The following is a 26,327-nucleotide window of genomic DNA, read 5'->3' on the forward strand; positions in this document are numbered from 1 at the left end:
CGGCCCGTACGGGGCGGCCCGGCTGAACCCCGAACGCAGCGCTGCCAGGACGGCGTCCCGAGCCGGCTGGTGCGGTGTGACCGCTACCCCCACGATCACCTTCGACGCCACATCGATGAACCACGTCACCCACGGACACACCGCGGCCCCGTCCAGGGCGACACGGACCGGGATACGTTTGTGATCACCCTCCCAGCAGGCGTTGCGGTGCGTGGGGCGGCCGTTGGCCGTAGACGTCGTAACGACGACGTGCTGCTTCACCGCCCTTCAGCCCGGCCCGCTCCCCCGCCGACAAGTCCCGGCGTACCGCGCGGTGCAGGGTCCGAAGAGAAGGCACCGAGCCCGGGTCACCAGCCGCGGCCGCTTCCGCAAGCAGCTCGCGGTGGACCGCTGACACGTTCCCACCCCAAACCGCCAGACGAACACGCACATCTGGCGACACACCCGCCCGTGACGGGGTCCGTGCGGATAACCGCCCATCGCGCCGGGCCACCGCCACCCAGTTCCACACCGTCCGCAGTGACACACCAAGAGACCCAGCGACTGCCCGCGCGTGCTCGGTGGCCAACTCGCCCCGGGAGTCAAGGGCCATCAAGCGCGCCACCGCGCCACCGCGCCACCGCGCCCTCACGCCCGCCAGCCGGCCAGCCGGCCACCGCCGCAGCATGTCCTCGCCACCAGGAACCCGATCGGACACTCCTCACCCCCGGCTGCACCTCGTGCGGGTGGGTGGCTGTCCGCCATGGCCTCATCCATCCCAACACGCCGATCAGGCACACACGCACGGATGAAGCAGGCTCCCCATCCCCATGGGGCGCCGGGGCGCGGTCATGTGCGTTTCCGGTTACGTGCGAGGCGCCGGCTCGATGAGCAGTGCGTCCATGGGCTTGGTCCGATGGGGGCGCAGCACTTCCAGCCAGGTCACTCCGCTGCCCAGGAGACGCCCCACAGATCCGAAACCGTTCCATCCCAGATCGACGAAGCAGCGCTCAGCCAGCTGGTCCCGGCCGAACAGCCGCTGACCGTGCAATGTGACTTCTCCGAGGTCAACGCCCCGCTGCTCCAACGCGACCAGAGCGCAGGCCGCCGCCCGGCGCAACGGACTCGTCTCCACCCAGCGCCGCCGTACATGCCGGACGGCTTCAGGGTCCTCGATGTCTCCGCCCAACAGCCTCAGCGGCGTGATGCCGATCTTGCCCTTCACGTGCCGGCCGAACAGCTCGCTCCGCGCCGGGCGCGGCACCAGGCTCTCCAGCTCCTCGAACTCTGCCAGCATGTGGTCCCTGGGGCGCCGGCCCGGCTTCCGGGTCCGGGGTCAAGGAGGCGAGGCGCTCACGGGCCAGGGAGAACGGCTCACCCCTCCGCCAGAGCAAGAACAGCTCGAAGCCCTCGTCCAGCAGGCTGCTGCGGCCACGGAACTGGAAGGAGATACCCCGGGTCCGGCCCCGCAGGGCCTGCCTCATCCCCACGTACGAGTCACGCCCGTTGACCGATGCATCCAGCGACCCGCCCAGCCAACGCCGGTCCGTGCCGTGCTCAATGACGACGTCGACATCGTTCGGCTCCAGCGCCCCACGCGCGTACGACCCGAAGACATACACCTCCTCAACCAGGCCCAGCGGCCAACCACCGTTCCCGAGCCGCGTGATCATGTCCGTCAGCAGCCGCGTCGCCCGCTCACGCCTCATCCGGCCACGCCCTCGGCATACGCGGCACGGAACTCCTGTGCCACCACGAAAACGGAACCCGGGACCGCACGCGGCTTACCGTCCTGCCACGTCCGCCCGATCACCTCCGCCGCGGCCCTCCCCCGCTGCAGCTCATACTCCTCAACCGCGGCGGCGAAATCAGCAGGAACCTCCCGCCGGTCCACCACACCCGCCACAGCAACCTGCGGGAAGGAACCCCCAAACGTCTGCAGCCTGGTCCATCCCAGAAACCGGCCGGCCTTACGCATCGCCGAGCGGATCAGAGCGACCCCGCCAAGCTCCTCCGCCTCATCAACACCGAGCCGGAGCTCGTACGACCCTCCGTACCCGCCAGCGCCCGGCGGACACGACCGACGCAGCAACGGCACCAGGACAGCAACAAGACGCTCCTGACGCCGATCACCCACAAACGACGGCATCCACCGACAATAGCCAGACACGACACGGCCCCACCCGGCGTTTCGCCACACCCACCCACAGGAGCCACGCCCACCACCCACCGAACGACACCAGCCTCCACCGACAAAACCACACCACGGCAGACACCCGCGTGTGGCCCGCCTGCTCGCCAGCTGCCAGCAGTTCTTCCGTTCGACGTTCGACGTTCGACAACAGCCCGAGCGGGGATGAGCGGGCTGGTCGAGCATCGCCCGCCAGCGGACAGGGTCTGTGCTCTGGCCCGCGGCCATAGCACGACCTTCAGGAGTCCGCACAACCTCCGATGATCACGCGGTGGCCGTACCGGTTCTCGGCCGGGTTCACCACGAGATCGCGAAGTCAGAACGTAAGGCGCCCGTACAGATGCTCGGGTGTGCGAGACCGGTCCAGCGCCGTCAGCCGAGAGCGTCGAGCAACTCGCGCTCGCGCTGCGAGCTGAGGCCTGCGCGCCTTTCCCGGTTCAGCCCCTGCTCACGTTCCCAGCGCAGCGTGTCGGCCAGCATCTCCGCCGAGGGCCGGTAACCCAGCCCCTCGGCGCGCGCCGAGGACCCGTCCCGGGCCGACCACCCTTCCCAGCCCGGCTCGACCAGCCACATCGCCAGCGATTCGGGCCCCATGTACTGGGCCACGCCGTTGATGAGCAGCCACGCCGATTCGGCGGTGACCACCGGACCGGTGTGCCCGCCGATGGCGCGGGACAGCTCGATCCATTCTTCGAACGGAACGACCGGGCCGACGGCGTTGTATGTGCCGGTGGTTCCCCTCTCCGCGGCGTCGAGCAGCCAGGAGGTGAGGTCCCGCACGTCGACCACCTGGGTGGGCATGGCCGGTGTGTGGGGACCAGCATCGGCCCTTGCCGATCGCGTGCGGCGCGGGCGACCCAGTAGCCGGAGCGCCCGCTGTGATCGCCCGGGCCACCGATGAGACCGGCTCGTGCGATGAGGAGGCGGTCGCCCACGGCGGCCGCCGACGCCTGCTCGCAGGCGACCTTCGCCTCGCCGTACAACTCGCGGTCTACCTCGTTCCGGTCGGTCGGGGCGAGCAGGGCCGCGGACTCGTCCGCCCCCAGCGTGGCGTGGGAGGCGTAGGCGTTGCCGGACGAGACGTACACCCAGTGCCCGGCCTTGCTGCCCAGCGCATCAAGCGCTCCACGAACGAAGCCCGGCTGCCAGGACACCTCGACGACCGCGTCCCATACGCGGTCGATCAGTGGCTCGTACGCCGACGGATCGCGCCGGTCGGCGGCGACCAGCGTCGCTCCGTCCGCGACTTCTCCGCTCTCGCCACGCGCGAGGCAAGTCACCCGATGGCCACGTTCGATCGCCTGCCGCGACAGCTCCCGAGCCACCCATGCCGTTCCGCCCAGAACCAGGACCTCCATACCGACACACGAGCACCGGGATCACCGCGCGGCCAGGCGGATTCACTGACAGCAGATCGTCAGCCGTCAGAGCGATTGCAACTCTCGTGCAATGGCTGCCACTTGGTGAGCTCATATCCTTGGAAGGCACAGACGTGCCCCGCCACAAGGAGCGGCAGCAGACCCGCGCTGGGGCGCCAGCTCCCCGTCGAAGCTGAGCTTGGGTTGTGCCGCCCCTCCAGGGCCGCGTCGACGTCGATGTTCCAGCGCTCTGGGGTGCCGCCGTCCTCCCGGATTGTCCGCGGCCGCAAGTCCAGCACGATGCCGGTCGAACCGCGCATCCTCACGGGCGACCGTGCCCTGGTTGCCCAGACTGAAGCCGCCGTTCGGCGAGTTGAAGTCGAAGTCAGGGCGAGTTCCAGTCTCTTCGCCGATCGACGCCACCGGGCCACCGCACGCCACAGCCACTACCAACGTCGAGTCGCCGAGGCATCCGAACACCTGATCACGAAGTCACACTGGAGTACTGGGCGGTTTCGTCTGGATGAACAGGTAGGTGCTGGCGGTCGTTGCTGGGTGGCAGTCTGGGGCAATGAGACCTTGGCACACCTCCACCGAGAACGACCTGCGGCATCTGCTCAATGAGTGGGATCCGGTGGGCGTCGCTGACGATGTGCAGGACGAGTACGACTGCATGCTCGCCCCTCTCCTCCAGCGACTCGGTTCCGGCGCCGGTCGGACCGAGATCGGTGAGTTCCTGCGGCACGAACTGCAAGATCACTTCGGTCTCGACCCTCTGGGCTTGCGGCCAGAAGCAATGGCCAGCCGAGTGATGGTCTGGTGGACGTCGACCGACCCGGCTGATGGTGTGGCCAGCGCATAGCCGCTCCTTTCCGATCGTCCGGTCGTTGGTCTGGTGGGCCGTTGACTGATGCGCAGTGGGCGCATCGAGCCGTTGCTCCCGGACCGGACACCTAGGCGAGGTGGCCGTCGGCGGGACCATCGTGAGGCGATCGACGCGATCGCCTACAGGGCCCAGACCGGTACCCAGTGGGTTCACCTGCCGGAGAAGTACGGCAACTGGCGGGGCGTCTACAACCGGCTACGGATGTAGACCGTCGACGGCACTTGGGAGCGAGTGTTCATCGCCCTGGTGGCCCAGGCCGGCGCAGACGAGGACCTGAGCTGGGCCGTCTCCGTGGACTACACGATCGTGCGCGCTCACCAGCACGGCCGGGGCCCAAAAAAGGGGCCCCGGCCGACGAGCCGCATGACCACGCCATCGGACGGTCCCGCGGCGGACTGAGCACGAAGATCCACCTTGCCGCCGACGGCCGTTGCCGGTCCCTGGCCTGCCACCTCACCGCCGGTCAGGCCGGTGACGCACCTGCGTTCACCGAGGTGATGGCCCCGCCTGCGTGTTCCCCGACAGCGCGGTCGTCCGCGTACCAGGCCGGACATGGTCCTGGCCGACAAGCCCTACTCCTCCCGCGAGATCCGCGACCACCTGCGCAGACGCGGCATCCGGGCGGTGATCCCGGAACGAGCCGACCGGCAGGCCAACCGGAAGCGGCGCGGACAGGCCGGTGGCAGGCCGCCGGCCTTCGACCAGGGAGTCGTACAAGCAGCGCGACTCCGTCGAGCGGTGCATCAACCGCCTGAAGCAGTGGCGTGGCATCGCCAACCGCTACGAGAAGACCGCGACCATCTACCTGGCCGGACTCCACATCGCGGGCATCTTTCTCTGGTCTGCCCGATGATCCAAACGAAACCGCCTGCTCGCGGGCCGGGTCGGTAACCTGCGACGATGATGGCCGGCGACGGCGTACGACGGTCCCGACCGGCGTCCTGCGGACTAGGTGCGGACTGCACCGGCTTACAGACCTTCGTCGTCGACGACTTCGGGTTCGCGAATGTAGGCGAGGTCCAGGCCATAGCGTTCGGTGACCGGGGGATTGTTCCACGCCTGGGTGAGATGGTCCTCGAAGGTGTCGTCGGCGGGGTGATTGAGCGTCGTCGTCACGTAGTAGTCGGCCATCGCCTGCCTGTTCTCCCACCAGGCGTGGCCCTCGTAGACACCGGGGCGAGGCAGGGTCATCTCCCCTGCGGGGCCGTATTCCAGTTGGTTGACGACGAGGACGCCGGTTTCCGACTCGATAGTGACAGGCACATGTCCTTCCACCCCGGCGGGCGGGGCGGGCGCGACGTCCCAGACACGGATGGCCACCTCGACGTCGATGTCGGGTTGCAGGCTGAGCAGGTACAGGTGGTAGCCGTTGCCGGCCACCACCTGCGTGCGGGCAGCGGCCATGGTGTCGTCATCGCTGAGGTAGGCGTCGGCGTCGTAAACCTCGACGACGCGGCGGGCCGGTGTGGCCTTGCAACGGTATTCAGCCAGGAGCGCCATCGTGCCGCTGCCCTTCTGCTAGTTGCTGATCTTCATGTAGAAGGCGTCGCCGTTCAGCATGCGGTACAGCGTCGCGGCGCTGGAACCCCGAGCAACGAGCCAGCCCTGAGGACTTGTTTCCATTACAGACGCCCTCGCGGATCACGCCGAGCTCGTACACCGGATCCGGAACGAAGGTCAGACAGAACGGGGTGACGCGCCGGTCGGGAGTGCGACGGAGGCGGCCGCCGCTGCACCAACGTCACCTGGCGGGCCCTTGGCCTCCCGCGTGATGGGCTCGTCGTCGGCGAGCTGGAAGCCGGTTGCGCGGGCGACAGCCGCGCTTGGGCGGTTCCCCGGTTCAATGCGTAGCAGCACTCTCCTTGCTCCCAGCTCTCGACGGGATAGTCGCCCACCAGCCTGACGGCTCGTGAGGCGAGGCCCTGTCGGCGATGTCGGCTGCCGACGCCGTAAGCAACTTCGACGTCACGCGTGTTGAGCTCGCAGCGAAAGAGGAGGACCTCACCACGCGGCTGCTCACCGTCGGTGGTGATCGCCAACTGCGCCGTCTTGCGGCCTTCCTCGCAACCTTCGTGGGCCTTGGCCAGGTATGCACCTGCCGCCGTGGAGTCGAACGGAGAGGGCACCGGAGTCCATCGGTCGATCTCGGGGTCGTCATAGAGCTCAACCAACGCCGAGAGATCGGTCTCGGTCCACTCTCCCAGCAGTAACCCGTCTCCCGATAACCGAATGCTTGACGGCGTAACGATCTCATGTTGGCTGGGCAAGTGCCCGATCTTGCCCTGCCAGGGCATCGAACTCCAGAGCAGCGAGCCCGTCGGCCAGGCTTCGCCGTCGACGGGACGCGGCAATTGACGCCGGACAACCCACGGACGACACCGACTGTGACCGTCACAACTCGTGAACAACACGGGGTCGGTGAGCACACAACCGCTGCAGGATTGCTTCAGATCCGTGGCCAAGCGGGTGCGTGCCATGCAGGAGCGGTACGGGCGCGACGGCGGCTTTGCAAGGGGGGCACCTGCGGGGTTCTTCGATCGGTGTCGGCGTGGTCCGGCGAGAAGCTACCGCGAGGACCGTTGGAGGATGGCCTCGACGATGGCCATCAGCCGGTCCCCGGTCCGGTCGATGCTTCCGTTCTGCGTGCTGACCTGTGCACCTTCGAGCAGAAACGTGATCTCGGCCGCGGCCTGCTCGGGGTCGTCCAGACCTGCCGCGGCGCACATGCCGACCAGGCGGCGTGTCTGGTGCGCCTTGTGCTGTTCGATCACCTGCCGGGCCGGGTGGGAGCGGTCGGGCAGCTCGGCCAGGGAATTGATGAACGGGCAGCCCCGGTGGGAGATGTCCGGCAGGCCCTCGGCGATGAAACGGGCGAGACCGAGAATCTGCTCCCTGGGCTGGTACGGATGGTCTGCCTCGACCCGGTCGAAGGCCGCTTGATAGTCGGCCGCCACGATCCGCATCCATTCCGCGACCAGGGCATCCTTCGTCTCGAAGTGCCGGTAGACCGCCATCTTCGTCGTGTTCGCCCGGTCGGCGATCGTCTGGACGCTCACCCGTCGGATTCCCACGTTCTGGAACAGTTCCTCGGCCGCATCGAGGATGCGCTCGCGGGGCGGCAGCTTCGCCACCCGGCTCGGCCTTCTGGTGATCGCGGTCATGCTCGCTCTCCGTGACGCTGCCCTGGGCCCTTGATCCTCGGCTTCCTGTTACGGTACCAGCCAGTCCTTGGTGATACCGCTCGGTATCACCAAGGACTCATCAGTATCGTCTTTGGGGAGTGATGGCCGTGCGAGTGACCGAGTACACGACCTTCGACGCAGTGGGGCTGGCCGAGGCGGTGGCCAGGGGTGATGTGACCGTGGCAGAACTGGAAGCGGCCGCGCGTGAGGCCTGCGAGGTGGTCAACGGGCGGATCAACGCCGTCGTGGAAACCTGGCCTTCGGACGACGAGCCCGTGCCCGGCAGTACGCCGCTCGCCGGGGTGCCCTTCCTGATCAAGGACATAGGCGTCTCGATGGCCGGACGGCGGACGGAGTTGGGCAGCCGTCTCGCGGCCGGTCACCTGGCCGGCGCCGACTCCTTCCTGATGCGACGCTTCCGCCGCGCCGGGCTCGTCACGTTCGGTCGTACGGCGACGCCGGAGATGGCCTACAGCAACACCACGGAATCGGTGCTGTACGGAGCGACCCGCAACCCGTGGGACACGACGCTCAGCGCCGGCGGATCCAGCGGCGGGGCCGGCGCGGCGGTCGCCGCCGGAGTGGTCCCGCTCGCCCATGCGACCGACGCCGCCGGCTCCATCCGAGTCCCGGCCGCCCACAACGGCCTCTTCGGGATCAAGCCGACCCGCGGCCGGATCTCCTGGGGGCCCGACTTCGACGACATGTTCAACGGCCTGGCCGAACACGGCAGCCTCAGCCGCAGCGTCCGCGACAGCGCGGTCCTCCTCGACCGCATGCGCGGGACCGAGCCAGGCGACCCCTACACCGCGCCGGAACCGCACCGGCCCTACGCCGACGAAGTCACCCGCCACCCAGGTTCACTGCGCGTCGGCGTCCTCACCCACGCCTGGGGCGGCCGGCGCACCGCCCCTGACGTGGCCGACGCCCTCTCCCACACCGCTCACCTGCTCGAATCCCTCGGGCACTGGGTGGAGGAAACCACGGTTGACCTCGGTGTCGACTGGGAGGAATTCCTGCTGGCAAGCGCCCGGCAGTGGACGGCGAACCTCACCGCCCAGATCGATGGGCTGGCCGCAGCCTTCGACCGGCCGATCGACGCCTCAACGCTCGAGCCACCCGTCCTCGCCTCGTACCACTACGGGCAGCACGTCAGCGGCTCCGAGTTCGTCACGGCTCTGGCCCTCCGCAACCGGGTGGCGCGCAGCCTGGCGCGCTACTTCGACGGCCACGACATCCTGCTCACACCGACCGTGCCGGACTCCCCCGTGCCGCTGGGCTGGCACGCCACGGACGCCGAAACGCTGGACGGTCTCGGCTGGCTGCGCCGTCTCTTCGACATCGCGCCGTTCACGGCGCCGTTCAACGTGGCGGGCACGCCCGCCATGTCGGTGCCGCTGGCCGCCGACCCGGCCACCGGGCTTCCCATCGGCATGCAGTTCGCCGCCGGATACGGTCGCGAGGACCTCCTCTTCCGACTCGCGGGACAACTGGAGCAGGCGAGCCCGTGGCACGGCCGCACCCCTGCCGTCTGGGCAGGTTCGAGAACAACGGGCTGACCCCGGCCACGGGCCGTGGACAAGTTCGGGCGGGCAGCGGGTACTGCGCCCCTCCACGGCGGCGTGCTGAGCAGGCAGGACAGCCGCGGCGCCGGCCCTGCGATGACCGTACTTGCGCCCTCCGGCTGTGGAGTGAGCATGACTCGACGGCGGTCTGACGCCGGAGCACGCGGGCGCAGGCTCTGGAGGATGCGGATAGGCGAGTCGTCCAGGCGCACGGGTGCGAGTCCGCGCTCACTGCGGTACTACGAAAAGCAGGGCCTGCTGACCAGCTCACGCTCCGACTCGGGGCAGCGTCATTATTCCGATGCTGCGGTCCAGCGCGTGTCACTCATCCGGCAGTTGTTCGACGCGGGTATGTCCAGCAGGGTGATCGCGACGGTGCTGCCGTGTGTGGACGTCCCGGGTGACCTGGGCGTCGCCGAGGAGACGTTCACGGCGATGATGCGCGAGCGTGACCGGATCGACGTCGACATCGCTCACCTGATCGAGACCAGGGATGCACTCGACGTGCTGATCCAGGCCAACAGCCGACACCGGGCGGAGCTGTCCACGACCCCGGAACCGGTCGAACTATCGGCCTGATGCTGTGAGCTGCGTCTCAGCCGGTTGCCCCTCACGTCGATGTCAGCGGTGAGCATGGCGACAACGCCCGGAATCACCGGGTCGGTCATACGGGAGGCGGCGGAAGATGGGGCAGGCGTGGGGTTTCGGCAGGCATGGCGGGCCCGAGGTGCAGGAGTTCTTCGATCGTCCCGACCCGGTCCCCGGTCGCGGCGAGGTGCTGATCCAGGTCGACGTCGCCGGCGTCAATCCCCTCGACCACCTTCTGCGCTCGGGTCTGGTCGACGGGCTCGACGGCGGGCGTGCGTTTCCCCGCGTGCTGGGCATGGAGGCAGCCGGAACCGTTCTCCGCCTGGGCGAGGACGTCAACGGGCTCGAGGTGGGTGACGCGGTGTTCGGCTTCGCGCTCACCGGTGGCGGCACTTACGCCGAGACGACGGTGTTGTCCGCGTCGAACACCGCGCGCATCCCGGAGGGGCTGTCCGCGACCGTGGCGGCAACGCTGCCCGTGGCCGGGACGACCGCGGTGGACGTGCTCGACCAGTTGGGCCTCGCGGCCGGTGCCACGGTCCTGGTCAACGGAGTCGGGGGCGGGGTCGGCCTCGCCGTCGCCCGGCTGGCCATCGGGCGCGAGCTGCGTGTGATCGGCGCCGGGAGTACCGCCAAGCGCGAGCACGCCGAGGCCATTGGGGCGCGGTTCATCGACTACACCGCCGAGGACGTCGCCGCCGCGGCACGCCGGCTGGTTCCGGACGGTTTCGACGGGATCGTCGACCTGGCTGGAGGCACCGCGCTGCGGACGGTCGCTCCGCTGGCCCGGGATCCCCGCAGCGTCATCGCTGTGGGTGACATGTCCGTGCCCGATCTCGGTGGACGCTTCGTCGAGCGTCGCGTCGACCGCGAGAACCTGGAGCGGTCGGCTCGGTTGGCTCTTGACGGACTCCTCGCACCCGTGATCACCGCGGTCCATCCGCTCTCCGACGCCCCGGCCGCCCTCGCCACCGTCGAGAGGGGTCACGCCTCGGGCAAGGTCGTCATCAAGGTGGCATGAGAAGGGCCCGGCCGTCCGACGCGTTCGACCGTCCACTCGGACTGACGCGAACCCGTGGTTCGCGCATCATCGAGTACCAGGTCGAGCACGGTCAGGTGTGTGCCGGACCGGGCACCTGGTGTGGGAGCTGACTTGGCAGCAGGCCGCGTCGTCGTCCGCGACGACGACCAGCCGCGGCCGGAGGAACTCCGTGCCTGCACGCTCATGCGGCCACCGCAGAGAACGGAGAGAGCCGGAGAGAGCCGCCGGGTATCCCCCATCGTGCAGTGATCACTTGTCCCGGCGTCATGTACGGAGAGCGGCCTCGCCATCCTGGTCAGGCGAGATCTGTCAGGTCCTCCGCGAACACCTGCGACAGAGGCTGCGGTCCCACATACTGCTGGCAGTTGCACTGACCAGCCTCGTAACGCAGCGGCTTCCTGTTCTCATCCCAGGCCACTGGCACCTCGACGCGCTCGTGGCACTGGCCCTGCTTGTCGTGTTTGGCGAGATGGTGCGTGCATCCGCACACCGGCTCCGGAGGCTTGTTCGCTGCTTCGACGGCCAAACGTTCCTGCCTCGCCGCCTCCAGCAACTGCAACTTGCGCTCATGCCGATTGCGCAGGGCGGTGCGCACGTTGTCAGCTGCCCACGCGAAGCCACCCGTCCAGAAGAGGATGAGAACCCACCAGAACCAGTCCATCCGCTACCCCTCCCCCTGTGGTGCTGCGGCCCAGCATAGATGGTGCATCAGAAAGGCGTTCGCATTGTCATGTGGACCTCAGACACAGTGTTTCAGCCATCCTTCGGCGCCCAGGACTCCTGCGTGGCGGTGCACTTGACGGGCACTCTGTCCGCCGCAGAGCGTGGTGTTCACTCTGGTGCGCGGCGTGCTCCGACCTGGCGCGCGAGGACGCCCGGCCGAGTGAGTGTGTCGTTGTCCCTGCGACTGCGGTGCCGGACTACAAGCTGCCGGCCGGCCCGGTGGCCGGCCTGGCGTCGGCACACTGCCTCGTCTCCGCTGACCTGCCGCTCAGCCCATGCGGAGAATCGGCTTGACCGCCCTGCCTGCCGCGGCGTCCGCCGCGGCCTCGTTGATCTGGTCGAAGTCGTAAAAGGTGACCAGACGATCGAAGGGGAAGCGGCCCTGCATGTACAGGTCCAGGAGCTGCGGGACGAACACATCGGGAACGCTGTTGCCCTCCACCACGCCCATCAGCGTCTTGCAGCTCTGCATGAAGGCGTTCGCCGGCACACCGACCACGGCATCCTCCGCGGAGGCGCCGAGTACGGCTGCCGTTCCCCGCTGACGCAGGGCCTGGATCATCTGGCCGATCAGCGGGGGCAGACCTGTGGTGTCGAGGGCGTAGTCGACGCCCTCACCGGTGATGCGGCCGATCTCCTCCACGGCGTCCTGCTCGCGGCCGTTGACGGTGTGGGTGGCGCCGAGCTCGGCGGCGAGTTCGAGGCGCGCGGGCAGGACGTCGACGGCGATGATCGTGACTGCCCCGGCCACCCGTGCGGCCAACACCGCGCTGAGGCCGACCGCGCCGGCTCCCATCACCGCGAAGGTGGAGCCCACCCCGACGTTCAGCGCACGCAGAACCGTCCCGGCGCCGGTCTGGATGCCACAGCCGAGCGGGCCCAGGAGTTCCAGCGGGGCGTCGGGGCGCACCTTGACGGTGTTGCGTTCGTTGGTGACGGCGTGGGTGGCGAAGGACGACTGGCCGAAGAACCGGTCGTGGAGGATGCCGCCGCTGTCGCCGTCGGCGAGCCGCAGGGCGTGGGAGCCGTCCAGGCGCCGGCCTGCGAAGTTGACGGCGTTGAAGTTGGCGCAGCTCGCCGGTGATCCGTCGAAACACGGGCGGCAGCGGCCGCACGGCAGGAAGCTGACCGCAACGTGGTCCCCGGGCGCGACCTTCTCCACCGCCGCCCCCACGGCCTCCACGACGCCCGCGCCCTCGTGCCCCAGAACGACGGGCAGCGGAACCGGATACACCTGGTCCCTCACCACCAGGTCGGTGTGACACAGGCCGGCGGCAACGATCCGCACGACGACCTCGTCGTCGCGCGGAGGGCCGAGGAGGGCCGGGCCCAGCTCGAAGGAGCCCTTCTCCCGCACGACGGCGGCCGTGACCTCTCGTTCGGTTGGTTCGGTGGCCGGGATCTCGCGTTCGGCCGGCGCATCCGCCATGGCTGGTCTCCTCACCGGTACTCGTGCAGCGCCCAGGTCACCATCTCGGCCTTGGGCAGGGTCACTTCCTCGTACCCGTACAGCCGGTCGTACTTCGGTTTCAGTGGGTTGGTGGCCTCACGAGAGACGCTGGCGAAGAAGTCGGACAAAAGCGGGGGGCCACAGCTGGCCCCTCATGACGCAGGGACGGTCCAGAGCCGGATGCCGGCCGGCTCAGGGCCCACTCCCTCCAGTGGAACGCCGGGAGGTGGCCGCCGCAAGTGCCCGGGGAAACGGATCGTTCCGCACTCCGCACGACCCCGAGACTCGATGATCGTCTTCGGCTGAGCGTCACCGCAGCTCGGAGAGCCCCGCCCAGCCGCCTCGGGGTGCAGCCGCTCCGTGGCCTTTTCATCAGCTCGGGCATGGCCGGCCGACCGCTGCTGGAGGTGCAACACAGGCGAGATCCCGGCGACAGCCGCCCGGAGCTCCCATGTCGATCAAGTACGTGGGGCGCCACGATGTCACCCAGGAGCAGATGGACGCCGCGCTTCGGTGCGGGGCCCAGCGGGCCTCCGGCCACGCGTTCGCCATGCGTCACGACGGCCGTCCGCTGCGCCAGGGGCTGCGGGAGATAAGCGGCGATGTCCTCGACCTCGCGGGCGCCCGCCCCCTGGAGGATCCCGCGCTGGAGACACCGGTCTCGCGGGAGGTTCTGCTCACCGCGGCGGAATGCGCTCTCGGGGAGCTGGACTTGGGTTGCTTCCCCGAGGGTGACTGGGAGGTTCCTCTGCCCTTCGTCGACGAGACGCTCAGCAGCGATGAGATCGTCTATGCGGAGGGCCGGGAGCCGCTGTCCCCGGCGACCACCGCCCGGGCCTGGGTCAGGGCTCTCGCTCTGTGCGTGATCAGCGGTCTCATATGGGAGCGTGACCGGGTCATCGGCCCGATGCTGCACGAGGACCACGCTCCCGCTCTCCGTGACGGAGTGCCTTACTCGGCGCGGGATGCCGTCTCCGCCCCGGCCGATCTGGCCGGGATGGATGCGCTGTGCGCGTACCTGACCATCGAGCAGGGGCGTCTTCCCGGTGCCCTTCTCGGCCCTGTCCCCTTCGCCAGGCCCGGCCTGGAAGCGCGGAAGCGCGTCGTCGAACGGCTTGACGCGGCCGGTGCGCTGGACGCGGACCAGCGACTGCTGCGTGCTTGAGGATGACCAAGCGGCCTTCGAGCAGGCGCGGGTTGAACGGCTTGAGGAGCACCGTACGGAGTCAGGTCGGCCTATCTGCCCGACTCCCTGTTGCGTGCCCCGCAGCGCTGACGAAGCCGTCGCCCGCGGGGAAGCGATGGCTGCTATTGGCGCTGCCTCGTGGTTGGGTCGGGCGATAGGGTCCCACACGTGCGTTGATCTTCCGGGCGGCAGCCACGAGCGGCGGCAGACGGTGCGGGGGCGCCTCATGACGAGGCTTCCCCCCGGCAGGCATACCCGTCCTCGTCACCACACCGGAGATCCACGCCATGACTGCTCAACAGCCGCTCGCCTATGACGCGTTCGTCGAACTCGCTGTCGCCGACTCGGCCGTCGTCGGACTCGTCCTCAAGGGCTCGCACGCCCATGACGGCATGACCACCGCGCACTCCGATCACGACCTGTACGTGATCGTCGCCGACGGAGCCAGGACCGGTCTGACCCGGTTCGCGGGTGGCCGCAGTGCCGGGCTCGACCTCGTGGTCGTCACTCTGAGCGAGTTCTGCGGAGCCGGCATGCCCGATTGGGAACGGTATGCCCTCGCCCGTGCTCGGATGGTGCTCGACCGGCTCGACGGAGGCATCGCCCGCGTCCTTGCCGACCGGGCCCGGCTTGATGCCGACGAGGCGTTCCGTGACTGCGGCTCATGGCTCGACGCCTACGCCAACTCCTCCTACCGCTCGGTCAAGAACCACCGGGACGGGCTGGCGCTGGCGGCGCGCCTCGATGCTGGAGACAGCATGTGGTTCCTGCTCGAGTTCCTCTTCGCTCTCCACCGTCGTCCCCGCCCCTACAACAAGTACCTGGAGTGGGAGCTTGCCCGGTACCCGCTGCCGGGCTGGGACACCGGCGTGCTGCTGCAGGCCGTGGGCCGCATCTCGGCAGCCGGTGACGTATCCCTGCAGCGGCGGATGTTCGCCCGCGTCGAGCAGACGGCCCGGGACGCCGGTCACGGTGAGGTGCTGGATGCCTGGGGCGGCGGCCTTGACCTCATGCGGCCGCAAGCGGCGGACAGCGGCACCACCTGAGCCCCAGCCCCAGGCCCAACCCCAACCCCTTGGTTCCACTGCGCGAGGGCCGGGATCTGCGAGCGGGCAGCTTGCCTCGACTCCTTCGGCTCCTTCAGCTACCGCGGATCCGTGAGTCGTTCGGCACTGATCCTGCGTCGGGGGCGCGCTTCTCGACCGGTTGACCGGTCGTATGGCGATGCTGGCGAGGCAGGCGGTCTCGACGAGCGGGGCTCGCGATCGCTGTCGGTGCGGTCCGGCTCCGACGCGGCGGGCCTATCCGGGGGGCGATGGGGGGCTCGCTTCGGCGGGCCTGCGGCTGCCGGTCCGCCTCCGGGCCGGCTGCCTCGGGTTCGGTTCGGGCCCCGCGGGCGGGCCGTTCTCGTTCGGTTACCGGTGCGCCGTGTCGTCGTCCAGGGTGTCGAAGAGCAGGTTGAGGCCCTCCGCCATGGTGGGGTGGGTGAAGATCGCATCGCGGACCTGTTGGTAGGGCAGTTGGCCGAGCATGGCCATCTGTACCGCGGAGAGCACCTCCCCGGCGTCGCGGCCCAGCAGGGCGGCGCCGAGGATCCGGTCCGTCGAGGCGTCGACGACGGCCTTCCATGTGCCCGCCTGCTCATGCAGGGTCTTCGCGCGCGGAATGGCGGCGACCTGCAGCCGGGCCACCTTCACGTCGTATCCCTGTGCACGGGCCTCGGTCTCCGTGAGTCCGACGCGGGCGAGCTCGGGCGTGGTGAAGACGGTGTAGGGCACGGTCCGGCCGCTGGTGACGGCGTCGCCGCCGGTGAGGTTGGCCCGCAGGATGCGGAAGTCGTGCCAGGAGGCGTGGGTGAACTGCGGGCTGCCGGCGACGTCCCCAGCCGCCCACACACCGTCGGCCGTGGTGCGCAGGTGATCGTCGGCGGCGACGTACCCGCGGTCGGTCAGGCGCACCCCGGCCGCTCGGAGGCCGAGCCCGGCGGTGACCGGTGTCCGGCCGGTGGCCGCCAGGAGTTCCTGCCCGCGAACCTCACGGCCGTCGTCGAGAGTGACGACGATGTCCCCCTGGCCTTTCTCACGGCGAACGGCGCTCGCGCGTGCCCCGAGCCGCACCTCGACGCCCTGGTCGGCAAGCAGCCGGGCCACCTCGTCGGCGACGTCCCGGTCCTCGCGCGGCAGCAACTGGTCGCGGCCCTGGAGCAGCGTCACACGGCTGCCGAAGGCGGCGAACATCGAGGCGAACTCGCAACCGACGTAACCTCCGCCCAGGATCAGCAGCGTCTCGGGCAGCCGCTCCAGCCTCAGGATCGTCTCCGAGTTCCACACCTGCGCGTCGGTGATGCCGGGCAGGTCCGGCAGTGCCGGGGTGGTGCCGGTGTTGATGACGACGTCCCGGCCGCGCACCATCCGGGTGGCGCCGTCGGCGGTGGTGATCTCGGCGGTCCGTTCCCCGGTGAACCGGGCGGTCCCCAGGACGAAGTCCATGCCCGAGTCGGCGAACAGCCTCCGATGGGCCTCCACCATCCCGCCCACCACGTCCTCCTTGTGTGCGCGGAGGCCCTCCAGCTCGACGACGGGTTCGGAGCCGGTCTCGATGCCCATCCGGGCGGCGTGGCGTGCGGTGAGGAGAGTGCGGGCCGCGCCGACGAGGGCCTTCGTGGGGATGCACGCGACGTTGATGCACGTGCCGCCGATCTTGTCCCGTTCCACCATGACGACCTTCCAGCCCGCCTTGGCGCGGTCCATCGCCAGCGACTTGCCTGCCTTGCCGCCGCCGATCACGAGCAGGTCGACGTCCTGGAGGTCTGTCTCACCCATGGGGTCTCCCTGCGGTGGTCACACGGGCTAGTTCGGGCCGCGGCGGGCCGACTTGCGGTGCGTGGGCGGCGAGACTGCGGCGACGGAGCGACTGCTTCGGCGTGGTCCTCGCCCTGGTTCCGGAGGTCCGCAGCACCGGCCCTTCGTCACCGTCAGGGTCCGTCCGGTCAGTCTGCGGGACCTGCCGGTCGGTGCGCATTCGGTCCCCGGGGCGCGTCGTCCTCATCGGTTGCCCGAGGGCCGCTGCCAGAAGGGGGTCGGGGCCGGGATGACGGGGAGGGTGCTGTCCACCCGCCCGAAGCGGTCGTCCTGGCGGGCCCACGAGGCGTGGGCGGCGTCGATGTCGTCCCGGTCACGGCCGACGAAGTTCCACCACATCAGGATCGGTTCGGGGAAGGGCTCCCCGCCGATGAGCATGACCCGGGTGGGTTCGCGGACCTCGAGGGGGAGTTCGTCGCGGCCCTCGCCGAGGTAGCCGAGGCGTCCGGGGTGCAAGGCCTGGCCGCGCACGGCCACGGCTCCGGTCAGGACGACGAGTGCGTACTCCCAGTCCGGGCGCAGCGGGACCGTGACCGGGCCGCGCAGGTCGAGTTCGGCTCCGACGAGAAGGGTGTCGTGGCGGGACGGGCTGGTCAGGTCGCAGAATTCGCCCAGCAGGACGGTGGCGGCGCCCGCACCGCCGTCGAGGTCGGCCCGCGGCAGCTCCGCGTGGTGCTCGAACGCCGCAGGGCCGTGCCGGGTGGCGTCCGGCAGTGCGGTCCACAGCTGGATGCCCTCCAGGGTGCCGCGGTAGTGGCCGGTGGCCTCCTCCGCGTGACAGACGGCGCTCCCGGACGTCATGAGGTTGAGCCCGCCCGGCACGATGACCTGCTCGGAGCCCAGACTGTCCCGGTGCAGGACCTGGCCGTCGGTCAGCCAGGTGACCGTCTGCAGACCGATGTGGGGGTGCGGTCCGATGTCCAGGCCACTGTTCTCGGTGACATCGGCCGGCCCCATGTGGTCGGCGAAGCACCAGGCCCCGACCGTGCGCCGACCCCGGCGGGGCAGGGCCCGGCGCACCCTGACCGCGCCCACGGTCGCCTCACGGCTGTCGCTCACCTCCAGGCAGGGCGGTTCGGGATGGCCGGTGTCGGCCTGATCCGCAGGCGCATCGACGGTGCTGACCGGTCCGCTCATCGCGCAGCCCCTCTCCCTGTCCTTCGCCGGTGAGTCAAGGATGTGCCCCGCGGGCCCGTCCGGCACCCGGGAACACCCCGACAGAAGCGTCGCGGCGCAGTGGGAGTCCTACGGCAAGCGACATGCGGCTCGGAGTGCCGTCCGGGGCTCGTCCGGGGGCTCGTCCGACCCGCGGTGCGCCGGCGGCCCTGAGTGCTTCACCTTCTTCGGCGTTCTCGTCAGCCTCGGGGAGCGGAAGAGATGCGGGCGAGCGGAGCTCGGGCGACCATCGGACGGGTGGTGGGTGCTGCACCGTCCACCGTCCACCGGCCGCTGCGGGCTGCGGGTCGCGGGCATACCCCGTCTGCGCACCGCCTGCCCGCCGCCCTCGGACGCCCTTTCCCGCCACGATCACGGACGGAGCCGCCATGCCTCGCAGCCGCAGCAGCCGCCGCAGCCGCAGGGTGTGGGGCGCGCTGTACGGCGGTTCCTCGGTGCGCCGGTACGCGCCGGACGGCGCCCTGGACGAGGTGGTGGAGCTGCCGGTCACCAAGGTCACCGCGTGCGCCTTCGGAGGGCCCGGCCTCGACCGGCTGTTCATCAGCACGTCGCGCGAGCAGCTCGAGTCCGGCGCCGAGCCGGAGACGGGAGCCCTCTTCGGCAGCGTGCCCGGGATGCGGGGCGTGCCGGTGAGGGAGTTCGCCGGATGAGCGCCGCCGACGCCCCGGCGGCCGGCCCGGACGGCGAGAGGGTCCAGACGCTGCTGGTCCTGGGCGCGCGGGGCGACCTGACCGAGCGGCTGCTCCTGCCCGGCTTGGGCGACCTCGTCGCCGCATCCGGGCTGACCGGTCTCTTCCTCGTCGGCAGCGACCGGGGCTCGGGCAGCGACGAGGAGTGGCGGACGCTCGTCGCCCGGGCGTTCGCCGCCGGCAGGGCGAACGGGCCGGCCGTCGACGCCGTCGTCCGCAACTCCCGATACCTGGCAGCGGACGCCACGGCCGAGGAGGATCTGCGCCGCCTGCTGGCCTCCTGCCGTGGCCGTCTCACGCTGTACTTCGCGCTGCCTCCGGCGATCACCGTCGAAGCGTGCCGGGCGCTGGCCCGGATCGGGGTGCCCGAGGGGACTCGGCTGGTGCTGGAGAAGCCGTTCGGCACTGACGCGGCCAGTGCCGCCGCGCTCAACGAGCTGCTGCACGGCTTCGTGCCCGAGGACCATGTGCACCGTGTCGACCACTTTCTCGGTATGTCGACGGTGCTGAACATTCTGGGCGTCCGGTTCGCCAACCGGGTCATCGAGCCGCTGCTCACCTCGGAGCATGTCGAGGCGGTCGACATCGTGTTCGACGAGACGCTCGGTCTGGAGGGGCGGGCGGGGTTCTACGACACGACGGGCGCACTGCGCGACATGATCCAGAGCCATCTGCTGCAGGTGCTGTCGCTGGTGGCGATGCCCGCGCCGAGCACGCTCCAGCCGCTCGACGTGCGGGACGCCAAGGCGCAGGTCCTGCGCGCCACCCACGTCTGGGACGACCGTCCCGAGCAGTTCAGCCGGCGTGCCCGTTACACCGCCGGAACGGTCGACGGCCGCTCGCTGCCCGCGTACGCCGACGAGCCGGGCATCGACCCTGCCCGGCAGACCGAGACCCTCGCCGAGGTCGTGTTCGCGGTCGACACCTGGCAGTGGGCCGGTGTGCCGTTCCGTGTCCGCTCGGGCAAGGCGATCGGCTCGCCCCTGCAGGACGTCACCTACTGGTTCAAGGATCCCCAGCACGTGCCGGACGGGCTCGTCGGCGATGTCGCCAACAACCGGCTGCGTCTCGGCATCGGCCACCACAGCCTGCGGCTCGACCTCAACGTCAACGGTCCGGGCGATCCGTCCACCATCTCTCCCGTCACCCTCGACACCACGTTCGGCCCGGGTGATCTGCTCGAGTACGGGGAGGTCCTCCGCGGCGTGCTGGAGGACGAGAAGCCCCTGTCGGTGCGCGACGACATGTCGGTCGAGTCGTGGCGCATCGTCGAGCCGGTGCTGGACGCCTGGCGCGACGGGCGTGTCCCCCTCGACCACTACCCGGCCGGCAGTGCCGGACCCGAGGCATGGGCCGGGCGAACGGCTTGAGTGAACACTGAGTACCACTCGGATTCTCGTCCGGCGGCGGAGGGAGTTGGTCCAACTCAGGCGTGAGGTGATCGGCGGCAGGTCTTCGGGAGCCGGCGTCCAGGAACTGCTCCGGGCACGGCTCCGGGAGCGACTCCGGGAACGGCTCCGGGAAGCGCTCCGGGAGCGACTCCGGAGAAGGGCCCCCTACCGGGCGACGGAAGGCCCCTCCAGCTCGCGCAACGCCTCCACGACCCGGTCGGTGGTCTCCTCCGGCGCACCGGACACGTCCACCGTCACTCCGGCTTCGTCCGGCTCCAACGGCTGTAGGGCGGCGAGTTGGGAGGCGAGGAGCTTCGTGGGCATGAAATGCCCCTGGCGGCGCGTCAGCCGCGACTCGATGAGCGCGCGGTCGGCCGTCAGGTGCACGAACACGATGCCGGGGGCCGTGGCCCGCACACGGTCACGGTAGGCCCTGCGGAGCGCCGACCCGCTGATCACTCCGCCGACCCCCGTGCGATCACGCGCCCACGCGCCGATAGCGTCCAGCCAGGGTTCGCGGTCCTCATCGGTGAGCGGGCTACCGGAGGCCATCTTCTCGATATTGGCCCGCGAGTGGAAGTCGTCGCCCTCGGCGTACGGGACACCGAACCGATCCGCGAGCAGGCCACCGATCGTGGTCTTGCCGGTCCCGGCCACCCCCATCACGACCACGACCCGGGTGCCGGTCATGTGTCCCTCCTGCCCAGGCAGGGGATGGGTGCGGGAGCCGGCGAGGACGACGGAACGGACATTCCTCGATCGTCGCAGGAAAACGGAACGCAGGCAGCCTCAGCCCGCTGACGCGGCACGCACCCAGCACCGTCAATTGCGCGCACACCTGCTGCTCTCGCCCTCGCCGGCGCACTCTTGCCGACGAGCGCGCCGCTGCCGTGCGCGCCGCGACGCTCGATGCGCTGTCGGGTCCGTGGAACGTGCCGGTGCGCTTCATAGGCCGGTACCGCAGTGCTGCTTGGGGAGTGTGTGCCGGCCTGTGCTTCCTCACGAACACGGTGCTGCGTCAGAGCGGGACCGTGGACTCCTTCAGTCTGTGGGGCTTCCTGTGGGCTCTGCCGGTGCTGGTCGTCGACCGGCGGTTCGCGGCCGTCCGCAGGCAGGCCGAGGCACGGTACGTCGCGGGCCTCGAGGCCAGGCTCGCCGCCGAGCAGTGATCCGGGCGGGGTACGGATCCCGGTCTGCGGTGACTGTCGATACGCCCGCCCGTTGGCGGGGGGCGCAGGTGCCGTTCGGGCGGGTCCGCTCGGTCCGGTCGGGGTGTACACGCCGCCCGGCTTCGCCGGGGGGTACGTGCCTGCCGCTCGGTGCCGCGCATGCTCGTCCCGCCCGCGCTGAAAAGGTCGGCGGTCCCGAGCGGTGGTGGGGTTCCTCAGGCCTGTCTGCTGCTCATGTCGGCACGTCCGCGGCGGGTTGCGAGCGATCTGCGCGCAGTCCATTCGGCCAGGGGTTGCAGGGCCTCGATCAGGTCTTTCCCCGCGGGCGAGAGACTGTAGGTGATCTGGACGGGCGTGCTCGGCACCACTGTCCGTTCCATCAGTCCCTGGCTTTCGAGTTCCTTGAGGCGTTGGGAGAGCAGGCGGTCGGAGATGCCGTCGATCAGTGCCCGGTACTCGCCGAAGCGTCGGGCGCCCTGGACGGCGGCCACCAGGATGGAGCCCGTCCAGCGGCGGCCCACCACCTCAAGGGTGTCCTGCAAACGGGGGCAGCTGTCGTCGTCGATCGAACCGCGTTCGAGGTGCCGTGGCACGTCATCACCCCTCATACACTTACCTATGGTGAGTAGCTTATGCCATGTTCCGGGTGCAGCCGGTGCACGGCTGCACCGGCTGCTGCCGCACATTCGCCATGACAGCAGGGCGTGGGACGGTCGCCTCAGACCGCAGCACGGGGCGACCCGCGGGACGGGTGCTGGAGCGCCCGGGCTCAGGGCGGAGGGTCGATCGGCGGGAGCTGCAGATGCCCACCCTCGCGACGAACGGGCCGTCGCGGAGGAAAGGGGCGGCAGCGGTGGGCCCGTGTCTCGCGCGCCGGGAACGTGCTGATCGCGGTTGTTCGGAGAGATGATCAGCAAGGTCCGCGCCCGTGTCCTGCCGGCCGCTCAGCGCCGTTCGCTGGACGAACTGACGCACGATTTGATTTTGTCCGCCGGGGACACCACGTCGAAGCGTTCGGCCTTCTGGACGATGCTGACGCTGGCGGCGGTCATCGCGGCCGGAGGAGTGCTCACCGACTCGACGGCGACCGTGATCGGCGCCATGATCATCGCACCGCTCTCGACGCCGATCATGGGCATCGCCCTCGGGTCGGTGCAACGGCGCCGCACCGGATCTGCCGTGGTCGTCCTCCTCGCGTGCCTGTGGGTGATCGCGATCGGAATGGTCATGTCGGTCGCCTTGCCCGCCCACTACGACCTGCCGACAGCCAGGTCTCGTCGCGGACGTCGCCGGGCCTGATGGACCTGATCGCCGCCCTGGCGACCGGCCTGGCCGGCGCGGTCGCGTTGGCCCGTCGGGACGTCGCCGCCGTACTCCCCGGAGTCGCGATCGCCATCTCTCTCGTCCCGCCCCTGGTGGTGACAGGGGTGTGCCTGGGAAAACTGTCGGGATGGCTGGCGCTGGGCTCGCTGGCGCTGTTCGTGTCGAACCTCTTCGCCCTGGTCTTCGCCGGCATCGTGGTCTTCGCCTCACTGGGCTACGCCGCGGAGGCGGACAAGGTGGCCGGGCGCCCCGCCGGCCGGACATCTGCGGCCATGGCTCTGCTGTTCGTCATCGTGCTCGTGCCGCTGACGGCCAACACCGCGGCCACGTTGCTGATCAACGCGTGGACCGGCCGGGCCAAGGACGCTGCGGAGCGCTGGCTCGCCGACGAGCCGGGCGCCTCCGTCACGAGCGTCGACGCGTACTCCCGGACGTTGCACATCCACGTCCGTACGCCGGGAGAGCTTCCGCCGGTGCAGTCCCTGTTGGACCAGCTCCACGGACAGATCCCGGACGGCATCCCCGTCGTGGTGGATGCCTCCGAAGGGCGGCGCATCGACGCCGGAAACGTCGGCGACTGAGCGTGTCCGCCCAGCGGGGACCCACCGGGCCCTGACGCTGTGCCCGTCGGTCACCGATCCGGCGGGGGCGTGCCGTGACGGGGACGGAGCGCTGCCCGGCCGGGAAGGCTGCAGGTACAGGACAGTGGGGGTTTTCGTCTCCTTGACGATAGGAGGGTGCGGCGGATATCGTCATGACGACGAAAAAGGGGGGTCACATGGCCGACATCACCTCACGCCTCGGCTGGCGTCACCTGCGCTCCGCGCCCACCGCCCATGTGCGGTACCACCGGAACGGCCGGCTCGTGCACGACGGCCCGGGGCTGAGTTTCTGGTTCCGGGCGCTCACCGCCTCACTCTCCGAAGTGCCCGTGGACGACCGGGAACTGGCCGTCGCCTTTCACGCACGCACCTCGGACTTCCAGGACGTCGGCGTCCAGGCGACCGTCACCTACCGGATCCACGACCCGGCGACGGCCGCCACCCGCCTCGACTTCTCCATCGACCCGGACTCCGGTGCCTGGCGCGGCGCACCCCTGGAGCAGATCGCCACCCTGCTCACCGAGTCCGCCCAGCAGCACGCCCTCGACGTGCTCGCCCGCACCCCGCTGGCGTCGGCCCTCGCCGACGGCGTCGCCACGGTCCGCGAACGGGTGAGCGGCGGTCTCGCCGCCGACCCCCGCCTGCCCGCCACCGGCATCCAGGTGGTCGCCGTGCGCGTGGTGGCCGTCCGGCCCGAGCCGGAGGTCGAGCGCGCACTGCGCACGCCGGCCAGGGAACAGATCCAGCAGGAGGCGGACCGCGCCACCTACGAGCGGCGCGCGGTGGCGGTCGAGCGTGAACGGGCCATCGCGGAGAACGAGTTGGCGAGCAAGATCGAACTCGCTCGCCGTGAGGAACAACTGGTCGAGCAGAACGGCACGAACGCACGCCGCCGTGCCGAGGAGAACGCGGCGGCCGATGCCGTACGGGCGGAGGCCGAGGCCTCCCGCATGGTGCGCCTGGCCCGCGCGGAGGCCGAGGCGGCGGAACGCACCGGCGCGGCGCGGGCCGAGACGCAGGCTGCCTGGCTGAGGGTCCACGCGGAGGTGGGCCCGGCCGTGCTGCACGCGCTGGCGGTCACCCGGCTCGCCGAGAACCTGCCCCGCGTCGACAGCCTCACCCTGTCGCCGGACGTCCTCACCGGCCTGCTGGCCAAGCTCGGCGCGGCGGCGCCGACGGCGGCCGGGGACGGAGACGAACCCGTGGCGGAGGCACGGCCGTGAGCCTCGCCCCGCGTGCCGTGCTCGTCCACCGGACGACGGAGTACGAGGAACTGCTCGCCCGGCACGGCACCCGCGGGCAGGCGGAGTTCTTCCTCGCCTCACGGGGCAGGAGCATCACCGACGTGGCCGAACGCCATCACCGCGCGGCGCGTGCCATCGCCGACGTGGCGGCCGCGATACCGCTGACCTGGCGGCAGGCCCGCGTCGAACGGGCCGACCTCGACCGGTTCCTCTTCGGCCCGGAGGACATCGTGGTGGTCGTGGGACAGGACGGCCTCGTCGCCAACACGGCGAAGTACCTGTCGGGACAGCCGGTGGTGGGGATCGACACCGATCCCGGCCGCAATCCGGGCGTACTCGTACGCCACCGGCCTGCAGACGCCGGCAGGCTGCTGCGGGCCGCCGCCCAGCGGGGCGCGGCGGCGGACGAACTGACGATGGTGGAGGCGGTGGCGGACGACACTCAGCGGCTGGTCGCCCTCAACGAGATCTTTCTCGGCCCGGCGGGCCATCAGACCGTCCGCTACCGGATCGGCCCCGACCACGACGGCGCGGCCCCGGAGGCACAGGCGTCGTCGGGCATCATCGTCGGAACCGGGACCGGGGCGACAGGGTGGCTGCGTTCGCTGTGGCTCGAGCGCGGCAGCACCCTGGCGCTGCCCGCTCCGGCCGAGCGGCGTCTGCTGTGGTTCGTTCGCGAAGCCTGGCCGTCGCCCGCGACCGGGACCTCCCGCTCGGCGGGCGCCCTGTCCGGCGCCGAGGGGCTGCGGGTCACCGTCGAGAGCGACCGTCTGGTCGTCTTCGGCGACGGCATGGAGTCGGACGCGCTGTCACTGACCTGGGGCCAGAGCCTGCGGGCGGGGATCAGTGACACGGCCCTGCGCCTGCTGCTCTGACACCGGGCTCGGCCTGCCTTGCCTCTGTAAGGGCGGTGTGCGGCGCCCCGGTTGTTCGAGGTGCGGGTCGCGGCCGACTCCGGGGGTGTTGGTGGCCCCTGGTGCCGGGGCGCAGTGACGGCGAAAGCGCGCTTCATGACGCCGCCGGGGTCAGATTGCGGGGCGCCGCCTGGCGCCACCGCCGTGTCCGTTCAGCGGGATCAGGGTCTCCAGATGAGCGCCTTTGACCCAGGCGCCCAGCAGGTCGCGGTGCAGGGCCACGATGTCCTGGCGCACGGCCAGCCCCAGCGCGGCCTTCGTGAACGTGCGGCAGGTGGTGACGAACAGGGCGACGTCGGCGCCGTGTTCGGGGCGGGCGGTGCCGACGAACTTCTGCATGTCCTGCGAGGACACACTCCGGTGCGGCGCGTACTTCTTGCACTGCACGACCAGTTTGCGGCCGTCGGCCAGGTAGCCGACCACATCTGCCCCCAGGTCGCCACTCTTGCCGCTGACTTCGACTTTCGTGCAGCCGTCCCGTCGGCACAGATCGGCGACGTACGCCTCGAAGTCCTGCCACGACAAGGCGTCGACCTCGGCCATCGACAACTCCCGCGCCCGGGCCTCCTCCTGCGCCCGCCACGCGCGGTCCTCGCCGACGGCGTTACGGTGCGCCTGCAGCAGCTTCCATCCGGCCCCGCCCAACACGGCTGCGGCGAGCACCGAGACCAGGACGGGCCACACCACCGACCAGTTCCGGACCGCCCACACCACGGCTGCCGCCGCCATCAGGGCCGCCACGCCCTGTAGCCGTCTGCGCGTGCGCTTCTTCAGGCGCCGGTGCCATCGACGTGCTGCCATCGCTCCC

Annotated in this window: 26 protein-coding genes and 3 pseudogenes; 14 read left to right on the forward strand and 15 right to left on the reverse strand. The window is 70.2% G+C overall.

From position 1 onward, the window contains the following. Positions 1-844: 844 nt before the first annotated feature. The 4 genes and pseudogenes from G3I53_RS33970 to G3I53_RS18050 form a co-directional block, all read right to left on the reverse strand. Entirely contained in the window at positions 845-1,276 is a 432-nt protein-coding gene (locus tag G3I53_RS33970) for a hypothetical protein (RefSeq protein WP_239063979.1), read from the reverse strand. Positions 1,277-1,563: 287 nt separating this feature from the next. Then, positions 1,564-1,688 (reverse strand): annotated as a pseudogene (locus tag G3I53_RS33975) (hypothetical protein); the annotation flags it as partial. Next, positions 1,685-2,128, reverse strand: a complete 444-nt coding sequence (locus G3I53_RS18045) for a hypothetical protein (RefSeq protein WP_164334454.1) — start codon at positions 2,126-2,128, stop codon at positions 1,685-1,687. The pseudogene G3I53_RS33975 and the gene G3I53_RS18045, both read right to left, overlap by 4 nt. 414 nt (positions 2,129-2,542) lie before the next feature. Then, positions 2,543-3,528: pseudogene (locus G3I53_RS18050) on the reverse strand (NAD-dependent epimerase/dehydratase family protein). 571 nt (positions 3,529-4,099) lie between these two features. On the opposite strand from G3I53_RS18050, the gene G3I53_RS18055 reads away from it, so the two are divergent. Then, a complete protein-coding gene (locus G3I53_RS18055) occupies positions 4,100-4,390 on the forward strand; it encodes a hypothetical protein (protein ID WP_164334453.1) in 291 nt (96 codons plus the stop codon). Between the two features lie 41 nt (positions 4,391-4,431). After that, a pseudogene (locus G3I53_RS18060) lies at positions 4,432-5,267 on the forward strand (IS5 family transposase). Positions 5,268-5,383: 116 nt separating this feature from the next. Here G3I53_RS18060 and G3I53_RS18065 read toward each other — a convergent pair. The 3 genes from G3I53_RS18065 to G3I53_RS18075 form a co-directional block, all read right to left on the reverse strand. Then, positions 5,384-5,914, reverse strand: coding sequence for a hypothetical protein (locus G3I53_RS18065; protein WP_164334452.1), 531 nt, complete (start codon positions 5,912-5,914; stop codon positions 5,384-5,386). Between the two features lie 122 nt (positions 5,915-6,036). Continuing rightward, the gene (locus tag G3I53_RS18070) at positions 6,037-6,891 is read right to left on the reverse strand and encodes a GNAT family N-acetyltransferase (protein ID WP_343240644.1); all 855 of its coding nucleotides are present in this window, start codon (positions 6,889-6,891) and stop codon (positions 6,037-6,039) included. A gap of 87 nt (positions 6,892-6,978) precedes the next feature. Then, positions 6,979-7,575 carry a TetR/AcrR family transcriptional regulator gene (locus G3I53_RS18075; RefSeq protein ID WP_164334451.1) on the reverse strand — a complete coding sequence of 199 codons (597 nt, stop codon included), beginning with the start codon at positions 7,573-7,575 and terminating at the stop codon, positions 6,979-6,981. Positions 7,576-7,703: 128 nt separating this feature from the next. Between G3I53_RS18075 and G3I53_RS18080 the strand changes: the two genes are divergently transcribed. The 3 genes from G3I53_RS18080 (at position 7,704) to G3I53_RS18090 (ending at position 10,770) form a co-directional block, all read left to right on the forward strand. Beyond that, a complete protein-coding gene (locus tag G3I53_RS18080) occupies positions 7,704-9,155 on the forward strand; it encodes an amidase (protein WP_164334472.1) in 1,452 nt (483 codons plus the stop codon). Positions 9,156-9,344: 189 nt separating this feature from the next. Next, a complete protein-coding gene (locus G3I53_RS18085) occupies positions 9,345-9,740 on the forward strand; it encodes a MerR family transcriptional regulator (RefSeq protein ID WP_164334450.1) in 396 nt (131 codons plus the stop codon). A 106-nt stretch (positions 9,741-9,846) separates the two neighbouring features. Beyond that, positions 9,847-10,770 (forward strand): NADP-dependent oxidoreductase, encoded by a 924-nt coding sequence (locus G3I53_RS18090; protein WP_203591899.1) that lies wholly within the window; start codon positions 9,847-9,849, stop codon positions 10,768-10,770. Between the two features lie 316 nt (positions 10,771-11,086). Here the strand turns inward: G3I53_RS18090 and G3I53_RS18095 are convergent, their stop codons facing one another. The 3 genes from G3I53_RS18095 to G3I53_RS18105 form a co-directional block, all read right to left on the reverse strand. Next, complete coding sequence (locus G3I53_RS18095) at positions 11,087-11,452, reverse strand: hypothetical protein (protein WP_164334448.1); 366 nt, start codon at positions 11,450-11,452, stop codon at positions 11,087-11,089. Positions 11,453-11,782: 330 nt separating this feature from the next. Beyond that, entirely contained in the window at positions 11,783-12,943 is a 1,161-nt protein-coding gene (locus G3I53_RS18100) for an NAD(P)-dependent alcohol dehydrogenase (protein WP_164334447.1), read from the reverse strand. Between the two features lie 11 nt (positions 12,944-12,954). After that, entirely contained in the window at positions 12,955-13,092 is a 138-nt protein-coding gene (locus G3I53_RS18105) for a hypothetical protein (protein WP_164334446.1), read from the reverse strand. A gap of 323 nt (positions 13,093-13,415) precedes the next feature. On the opposite strand from G3I53_RS18105, the gene G3I53_RS18110 reads away from it, so the two are divergent. Both G3I53_RS18110 and G3I53_RS18115 read left to right on the forward strand, forming a co-directional pair. After that, positions 13,416-14,129, forward strand: coding sequence for a hypothetical protein (locus tag G3I53_RS18110; RefSeq protein WP_164334445.1), 714 nt, complete (start codon positions 13,416-13,418; stop codon positions 14,127-14,129). A 308-nt stretch (positions 14,130-14,437) separates the two neighbouring features. After that, positions 14,438-15,196 carry a hypothetical protein gene (locus G3I53_RS18115; RefSeq protein WP_164334444.1) on the forward strand — a complete coding sequence of 253 codons (759 nt, stop codon included), beginning with the start codon at positions 14,438-14,440 and terminating at the stop codon, positions 15,194-15,196. A gap of 369 nt (positions 15,197-15,565) precedes the next feature. On the opposite strand, the gene G3I53_RS18120 is transcribed toward G3I53_RS18115, so the two are convergent. Continuing rightward, positions 15,566-16,972 carry an FAD-dependent oxidoreductase gene (locus G3I53_RS18120; protein ID WP_164334443.1) on the reverse strand — a complete coding sequence of 469 codons (1,407 nt, stop codon included), beginning with the start codon at positions 16,970-16,972 and terminating at the stop codon, positions 15,566-15,568. A gap of 222 nt (positions 16,973-17,194) precedes the next feature. Continuing rightward, positions 17,195-18,148 (reverse strand): pirin family protein, encoded by a 954-nt coding sequence (locus G3I53_RS18125; RefSeq protein WP_164334442.1) that lies wholly within the window; start codon positions 18,146-18,148, stop codon positions 17,195-17,197. A 407-nt stretch (positions 18,149-18,555) separates the two neighbouring features. Here G3I53_RS18125 and G3I53_RS33980 point away from each other — a divergent pair, with 407 nt between their 5' ends. Both G3I53_RS33980 and G3I53_RS18135 read left to right on the forward strand, forming a co-directional pair. Further along, on the forward strand, positions 18,556-18,837 hold the full coding sequence (locus G3I53_RS33980) for an SMP-30/gluconolactonase/LRE family protein (protein ID WP_239063971.1): 282 nt from the start codon (positions 18,556-18,558) through the stop codon (positions 18,835-18,837). Further along, positions 18,834-20,246 (forward strand): glucose-6-phosphate dehydrogenase, encoded by a 1,413-nt coding sequence (locus G3I53_RS18135; protein WP_164334440.1) that lies wholly within the window; start codon positions 18,834-18,836, stop codon positions 20,244-20,246. The genes G3I53_RS33980 and G3I53_RS18135 overlap by 4 nt, the downstream gene beginning before the upstream one ends. Positions 20,247-20,432: 186 nt before the next feature. Here G3I53_RS18135 and G3I53_RS18140 read toward each other — a convergent pair whose 3' ends face one another. Beyond that, a complete protein-coding gene (locus G3I53_RS18140) occupies positions 20,433-20,957 on the reverse strand; it encodes a gluconokinase (RefSeq protein WP_164334439.1) in 525 nt (174 codons plus the stop codon). Positions 20,958-21,298: 341 nt separating this feature from the next. On the opposite strand from G3I53_RS18140, the gene G3I53_RS33370 reads away from it, so the two are divergent. Further along, positions 21,299-21,436 (forward strand): hypothetical protein, encoded by a 138-nt coding sequence (locus G3I53_RS33370; protein ID WP_203591898.1) that lies wholly within the window; start codon positions 21,299-21,301, stop codon positions 21,434-21,436. Positions 21,437-21,651: 215 nt separating this feature from the next. Here G3I53_RS33370 and G3I53_RS18150 read toward each other — a convergent pair whose 3' ends face one another. Further along, positions 21,652-22,029 carry a helix-turn-helix domain-containing protein gene (locus G3I53_RS18150; protein WP_203591897.1) on the reverse strand — a complete coding sequence of 126 codons (378 nt, stop codon included), beginning with the start codon at positions 22,027-22,029 and terminating at the stop codon, positions 21,652-21,654. 313 nt (positions 22,030-22,342) lie between these two features. On the opposite strand from G3I53_RS18150, the gene G3I53_RS34405 reads away from it, so the two are divergent. The 4 genes from G3I53_RS34405 to G3I53_RS18165 all read left to right on the forward strand — a co-directional run bounded on the left by G3I53_RS34405 (position 22,343) and on the right by G3I53_RS18165 (position 25,480). Then, a complete protein-coding gene (locus G3I53_RS34405) occupies positions 22,343-22,735 on the forward strand; it encodes a DUF389 domain-containing protein (RefSeq protein ID WP_275404082.1) in 393 nt (130 codons plus the stop codon). Continuing rightward, the gene (locus G3I53_RS18155) at positions 22,735-23,340 is read left to right on the forward strand and encodes a DUF389 domain-containing protein (RefSeq protein WP_275404080.1); all 606 of its coding nucleotides are present in this window, start codon (positions 22,735-22,737) and stop codon (positions 23,338-23,340) included. Before G3I53_RS34405 ends, G3I53_RS18155 begins: the two co-directional genes overlap by 1 nt. 197 nt (positions 23,341-23,537) lie before the next feature. Next, complete coding sequence (locus G3I53_RS18160; protein WP_164334437.1) at positions 23,538-24,584, forward strand: SPFH domain-containing protein; 1,047 nt, start codon at positions 23,538-23,540, stop codon at positions 24,582-24,584. Then, complete coding sequence (locus G3I53_RS18165; RefSeq protein WP_164334436.1) at positions 24,581-25,480, forward strand: NAD(+)/NADH kinase; 900 nt, start codon at positions 24,581-24,583, stop codon at positions 25,478-25,480. The genes G3I53_RS18160 and G3I53_RS18165 overlap by 4 nt, the downstream gene beginning before the upstream one ends. A 150-nt stretch (positions 25,481-25,630) precedes the next feature. Here the strand turns inward: G3I53_RS18165 and G3I53_RS18170 are convergent, their stop codons facing one another. Beyond that, positions 25,631-26,320, reverse strand: a complete 690-nt coding sequence (locus tag G3I53_RS18170) for a restriction endonuclease (RefSeq protein ID WP_164334435.1) — start codon at positions 26,318-26,320, stop codon at positions 25,631-25,633. Positions 26,321-26,327: the final 7 nt, after the last annotated feature.

The sequence above is a fragment of the Streptomyces sp. SID14436 genome (assembly GCF_010548465.1).
Taxonomy (GTDB): Bacteria; Actinomycetota; Actinomycetes; order Streptomycetales; family Streptomycetaceae; genus Streptomyces.

Bases quoted from the DNA above. Each gene is read 5' to 3' on its own strand.
- G3I53_RS33970 (WP_239063979.1), bottom strand. From the start codon at position 1,276: ATGCTGGCAGAGTTCGAGGAGCTGGAGAGCCTGGTGCCGCGCCCGGCG.
- G3I53_RS18045 (WP_164334454.1), bottom strand. From the start codon at position 2,128: ATGCCGTCGTTTGTGGGTGATCGGCGTCAGGAGCGTCTTGTTGCTGTC.
- G3I53_RS18055 (WP_164334453.1), top strand. From the start codon at position 4,100: ATGAGACCTTGGCACACCTCCACCGAGAACGACCTGCGGCATCTGCTC.
- G3I53_RS18065 (WP_164334452.1), bottom strand. From the start codon at position 5,914: ATGGCGCTCCTGGCTGAATACCGTTGCAAGGCCACACCGGCCCGCCGC.
- G3I53_RS18070 (WP_343240644.1), bottom strand. From the start codon at position 6,891: ATGGCACGCACCCGCTTGGCCACGGATCTGAAGCAATCCTGCAGCGGT.
- G3I53_RS18075 (WP_164334451.1), bottom strand. From the start codon at position 7,575: ATGACCGCGATCACCAGAAGGCCGAGCCGGGTGGCGAAGCTGCCGCCC.
- G3I53_RS18085 (WP_164334450.1), top strand. From the start codon at position 9,345: ATGCGGATAGGCGAGTCGTCCAGGCGCACGGGTGCGAGTCCGCGCTCA.
- G3I53_RS18090 (WP_203591899.1), top strand. From the start codon at position 9,847: ATGGGGCAGGCGTGGGGTTTCGGCAGGCATGGCGGGCCCGAGGTGCAG.
- G3I53_RS18095 (WP_164334448.1), bottom strand. From the start codon at position 11,452: ATGGACTGGTTCTGGTGGGTTCTCATCCTCTTCTGGACGGGTGGCTTC.
- G3I53_RS18100 (WP_164334447.1), bottom strand. From the start codon at position 12,943: ATGGCGGATGCGCCGGCCGAACGCGAGATCCCGGCCACCGAACCAACC.
- G3I53_RS18110 (WP_164334445.1), top strand. From the start codon at position 13,416: ATGTCGATCAAGTACGTGGGGCGCCACGATGTCACCCAGGAGCAGATG.
- G3I53_RS18115 (WP_164334444.1), top strand. From the start codon at position 14,438: ATGACTGCTCAACAGCCGCTCGCCTATGACGCGTTCGTCGAACTCGCT.
- G3I53_RS18120 (WP_164334443.1), bottom strand. From the start codon at position 16,972: ATGGGTGAGACAGACCTCCAGGACGTCGACCTGCTCGTGATCGGCGGC.
- G3I53_RS18125 (WP_164334442.1), bottom strand. From the start codon at position 18,148: ATGAGCGGACCGGTCAGCACCGTCGATGCGCCTGCGGATCAGGCCGAC.
- G3I53_RS33980 (WP_239063971.1), top strand. From the start codon at position 18,556: ATGCCTCGCAGCCGCAGCAGCCGCCGCAGCCGCAGGGTGTGGGGCGCG.
- G3I53_RS18135 (WP_164334440.1), top strand. From the start codon at position 18,834: ATGAGCGCCGCCGACGCCCCGGCGGCCGGCCCGGACGGCGAGAGGGTC.
- G3I53_RS18140 (WP_164334439.1), bottom strand. From the start codon at position 20,957: ATGACCGGCACCCGGGTCGTGGTCGTGATGGGGGTGGCCGGGACCGGC.
- G3I53_RS34405 (WP_275404082.1), top strand. From the start codon at position 22,343: ATGATCAGCAAGGTCCGCGCCCGTGTCCTGCCGGCCGCTCAGCGCCGT.
- G3I53_RS18155 (WP_275404080.1), top strand. From the start codon at position 22,735: ATGGACCTGATCGCCGCCCTGGCGACCGGCCTGGCCGGCGCGGTCGCG.
- G3I53_RS18160 (WP_164334437.1), top strand. From the start codon at position 23,538: ATGGCCGACATCACCTCACGCCTCGGCTGGCGTCACCTGCGCTCCGCG.
- G3I53_RS18170 (WP_164334435.1), bottom strand. From the start codon at position 26,320: ATGGCAGCACGTCGATGGCACCGGCGCCTGAAGAAGCGCACGCGCAGA.